Origin of the sequence: Sandarakinorhabdus sp., assembly GCF_032115815.1 — a bacterium.
In the GTDB taxonomy this organism is placed as follows: domain Bacteria; phylum Pseudomonadota; class Alphaproteobacteria; order Sphingomonadales; family Sphingomonadaceae; genus Sandarakinorhabdus.
Window position 1 is genome coordinate 1 of sequence record NZ_JAUMBI010000059.1, and the last position, 4,805, is coordinate 4,805.

Annotated in this window: 3 protein-coding genes; 1 reads left to right on the forward strand and 2 read right to left on the reverse strand. The window is 67.2% G+C overall.

All coding sequences use genetic code 11. From position 1 onward, the window contains the following. The first annotated feature begins 336 nt into the window (after positions 1-336). On the forward strand, positions 337-1,767 hold the full coding sequence (locus RT662_RS03635; RefSeq protein ID WP_313669242.1) for an amidase: 1,431 nt from the start codon (positions 337-339) through the stop codon (positions 1,765-1,767). Between the two features lie 2 nt (positions 1,768-1,769). Here RT662_RS03635 and RT662_RS03640 read toward each other — a convergent pair whose 3' ends face one another. Next, the gene (locus RT662_RS03640) at positions 1,770-2,255 is read right to left on the reverse strand and encodes a CinA family protein (protein ID WP_313669244.1); all 486 of its coding nucleotides are present in this window, start codon (positions 2,253-2,255) and stop codon (positions 1,770-1,772) included. 31 nt (positions 2,256-2,286) lie between these two features. Continuing rightward, a partial coding sequence (locus RT662_RS03645; RefSeq protein WP_313669245.1) for an error-prone DNA polymerase occupies positions 2,287-4,805 on the reverse strand: 2,519 nt, incomplete at its 5' end.

Below are 4,805 nucleotides of genomic sequence, written 5' to 3' on the forward strand. Positions count from 1 at the left end.
TTCGACTCCCTGGTTGTTGGGGGTCGAAATGATCTGCCCACCCGGGCTCGCCCTCAATCAGGGCCAGAGCGGCAGGCTAATGGTCACCAATCACAGCAAGCGCCAATCCCGCGCAGCGGGTTCGTTCTCTGGGCGAAAGCGGACGCCCAGCCTGCAAGACCACCGAAAAACTAACGGGTGCAGGGTCTACGACCCTGCCCGCCGGAGGCTCCTGTCTCTGCCCCTCTCTGACCATCAGCGGCTGACGAAAGCGCAAATTGGCTTGCGCCACAGGGCGGCCGGTCGCAGCATCGCTCCTGCGTCCTGACCGTCCCTCGCACCGGAGCCTGAAGCGCCATGAGCATTGACGAATATTCCCGCCTTGATGGCCTGGGCCTGGCCGACCTGATCGGGACGAAGCAGGTGCAGCCGATCGAGCTGGTCGATGCCGCCATTGCCCGGATCGAGCGGCACAATCCCAGGCTCAACGCCGTCATCTGGACCATGTTTGATCGCGCGCGGGCCATGGCGAAGGGGCCGTTGCCGCAGGGCCGTTTTGCCGGCGTGCCGTTCCTGTTGAAGGATGCGCTGGGTGATATCGAAGGGGCGCCGACGCGGCATGGTTCGGCGTTTGTGCCGGCGACGCCCTATGAGCAGAACGCCTATCTCACCAACCGCTTCCTGGCGGCTGGGCTGGTGCCGCTGGGCAAGACCAATGTGCCGGAACTGACGCTGATGCCGGTCACCGAATCGCGGCTGTATGGCCCGGCCCGCAATCCGTGGGATGTGTCGCGCACGCCGGGCGGATCGTCGGGCGGATCGGCGGCGGCGGTGGCGGCCGGTATCGTGCCGGTGGCGCATGCCAATGATGGCGGCGGCTCGATCCGCGGACCGGCGTCGTGCTGCGGGCTGGTCGGCCTGAAGCCCACCCGCGCCCGCACATCGGTGGGGCCAACGCTGGGCGAAGGCTGGGGCAGCCTGGAGGTGGAGCATGTCGTCTCCCGCAGCGTGCGCGATTCGGCCGCCATGCTGGATGCCACCGCCGGCAGCGAGCCCGGCGACCCCTATTGCGCGCCGCCGCCGGCCGCTTCCTACCTCGCGGAACTGGCCAATGCGCCGACGGGTCTGCGCATCGCGTTGGTGCGGGCGCGCCCGGATGGATCGGCGCCGCACGCCGATTGCCTGGCTGCTGTCGATCACACCGCCGCGCTGTGCCGTGCGTTGGGCCATCATGTCGATCTGATCGATCCGCCGGCCTGGTGGGCCGCTGCGTCGGAGCCGTTCACCGTGCTCTATGCCACCAGCCAGGTGACCTTCATCGACAGCATCGCGGCGGCGACCGGGGCCGTTCCGTCGCCCAACCAGCTCGAAGGCTATACGCTGGCGGTGTATGAAATGGGCAGGAGCTTCAGCGCCGCCCAGTATCAGGCATCGTTGAACGCCATCCATCAGTTCGGCCGCGCCGCCGCCGCGCTGCACCGGCAATATGACGTGATGCTCACCCCGACCATGGGCGCCCCGCCGCTGCCGATCGGCACGGTGGACACCGAATCCCCCAATCTCGATGTTACTATCGGCCAGCTGCTGGATTTCCTGCCGTTCACCACCATGGCCAACATGACCGGCCAGCCGGCGATCACCCTGCCGCTGTTCTGGAGTGCCGACAATCTGCCGATCGGCAGCCAGCTCGTCGGCCGCTTCGGCGATGAATCGCTGCTGCTGCGCCTCGCCGCGCAACTGGAGGCCGCCCAACCCTGGGCCCATCGCCACCCGCCAGTGTGGAACTGAGCCTAGGCCAACTGCTCCTCAAGCAGCGCCAGCGCCGCCACGGCAAACGCCACCATGTTGGCCTGCCGGTCGCTTGATCCCGTCGCGATGGTGCGCGCGACTTGCACCGGGCCACTCACCGCCACCACGTCATGCCCGGCGGCGTGGCCATAGGGGTTGCCGTTCGGCCCCGCCGCGCCGGTTTCGCCGATGCCCCAGGTGACGCTATGCTGCTTGCGAATGGTTTCGGCCATCAGCAGCGCAAACGGCTCGGTGGCAGACATGTAGCCGCGGACATCTTCCCGCCGCAGTCCCAGCAGCCGATGCCGGGCGCGCGGCGTGTAAACGACGGCACCGCCGAGGTAGAAGGCCGAAGCGCCCGGCACGGCCAGCAGCGCCGCCGAGATCAGGCCGCCGGCAGCGGATTCCGCCACGGCCACGGTTTCGCGGCGGGCTTTGAGTTGTTCGCCCACGCGGGCGCCAACGGCGAAGAGTTCATCCATCGTCATGCCGGCAGCTTGCAGCGTTGGCGCGTCGCCATCAATGAAAATCCCGGCTCTTGGGGATCACCCGCACGTCGCGCGGGTGGCGAGCGCGGGAAGGTGGCGGCTTGCGGCCGGGCGGGCCATGCACCAGATCCTCACTCGCCCGGGCCAGCGGCGTGGTCGCATCATGCGCGTCTGACAGGCGATCCAAGACGGCGCTCATATCGGTGATGCGCGTCGCCATCAGGTGCATCACGCCTTCCGGGCTGCGCTGCACTTCGCCTTCCACCTGCATCAGCCGGCTGGCCATGATGGCGCGCCTGTAGGTTTCGAACAGGCGCGCCCACACCACCACGTTCACCACACCGGTTTCATCCTCCAGCGTGATGAAGATGGCGTTGCCGCCCCCCGGCCGCTGCCGCACCAGCACGACGCCGGCCACACTGGCGCGCCGGCCGTTCTTCGCCACGCTGAACTGCGCCGCCGTCAGCACGCCCGGGAAATAGCGCCGCAACAACGCCAGCGGATGGGCGCGCAAGGACAGGCGCAGCACCTGGTAATCGGCGGCAACCTCCTCGCCGGGTGCCATCAGCGGCAGGTCGTGGCCTTCCTCCTCGCCCAGATCACTGGCGGCCGCCGCTGCGAACAAGGGCAGACTGTCAGTCGGCGTGCGCAGCGCCTGCCAGCCGGCATCGCGGCGGTTGAGGTTGAGCGACGCGCAGGCATCGGCGTCGGCGAGCAATTTCAGCGCGCGCGCTGGGAGCCCGGCGCGGGCGAGATCTTCCAGATTGCGGATCGGCCGGGCGGCGGCGATGCGTTCGGCCCAGTCGGCGCGGAAGCCGGTGATCTGGCGCAGGCCGAGGCGGAGGGCGAACCGCTCGTCACCCCGGCGAAAGCCGGGGCCCATCGCCCCAACGCCGTTACCGGTGGGCACATTCACGCGATGGGCCCCGGCGTTCGCCGGGATGACGGGTGAAATCGGTTCCAACGTGCAATCCCACGCACTGTGGTTCACATCCACCGGCCGCACCGCCACGCCGTGCTCCGCCGCATCCCGCACGATCTGCGCCGGGGCGTAAAATCCCATCGGCTGCGCGTTCAGCAGCGCCGCGGCGAATACCGCCGGGTAACGACACTTCAGATACGCCGAAACCCACACCAGCCGGGCAAAGGCAATCGCGTGGCTTTCGGGGAAGCCATAGCTGCCAAAGCCCTTGATCTGGTTGAAGCAGCGCAGCGCGAAATCCGCCTCATACCCCCGCGCCACCATGCCATCGACGAGCTTGCTCTCGAAATATTCCATGCCGCCATTGCTGCGGAACGTGGCCATGGCGCGGCGCAGGCGGTTGGCTTCGGCCGGCGTGAAATTGGCGGCGGTGATGGCCAGTTTCATCGCCTGTTCCTGGAACAGCGGCACCCCCAGCGTCTTGCCGAGCACGTTCTTCAGCTCATCCGGATCGTGCGGCGGCTTCGGGCTGGGGAAGCTCACCGCCTCGCGCCCCTGCCGGCGCCGCAGATAGGGGTGGACCATGTCGCCCTGGATCGGCCCCGGCCGTACGATGGCAACCTGAATGACGAGATCATAGAACTCCGCCGGCTTCAGGCGCGGCAGCATGTTCATCTGCGCCCGGCTTTCGACCTGGAAGACGCCGATGGAATCGCCCCGCTGCAGCATGCGATACACATCCGGCGCCTCACCCGGCACATTGTCGAGCGTGTAGCTGTGCCCCAGCTGCGTCTCGATGAATTCGAACGCCCGCCGGATGCAGCTCAGCATGCCCAGCGCCAGCACATCCACCTTCATCAGGCCAAGCGCGTCGATATCGTCCTTGTCCCATTCGATGAAGGTCCGGTCCGCCATCGCAGCGTTGTGGATCGGCACCAGCTCATCCAGCCGCGTCTGGGTCAGCACGAAGCCGCCGACATGCTGGGACAGGTGACGCGGCATCCCCATGATCTGGGTGACGAGGCCCCCCAGCCGCGCGATCTCAGGGCTGTCGGGATCAAGCCCGCTTTCGGCAAAACGCTGCCGTTCCATCGTACTCGCATAACTGCCCCAGACGGTGCTCGACAGCCGCGTGGTCAGATCCTCGCTCATGCCCAGCACCTTGCCTACCTCGCGCACGGCGCTGCGCGGGCGATAGTGGATCACGGTCGCCGCGATGCCGGCACGTTCGCGGCCATAGCGTTCGTAAATCCACTGCATCACCTCCTCGCGCCGCTCATGCTCGAAATCGACATCGATATCGGGTGGTTCCTTGCGTTCTTCGGAAATGAAACGGGAAAACAGCAGATTGTGTTTCGACGGATCGACGGCCGTGATGCCCAGCACGAAGCACACCGCGCTGTTGGCGGCGCTGCCGCGGCCCTGGCACAGGATGCCGCGCCCCTGCGCGAACGCCACGATATCGTGGACGGTAAGGAAATAGGGCGCATAGCCGGCCTTGGCGATGATGCGGAATTCGTCGGCCAGCAGCGCCATCAGCTTCGGCGGAATCCCCTCCGGCCAACGCTCACGGGCCTTTTGCAGGGTGAGCGTTTCCAGCCATCCTTGCGGACTGTAACCGGGCGGCA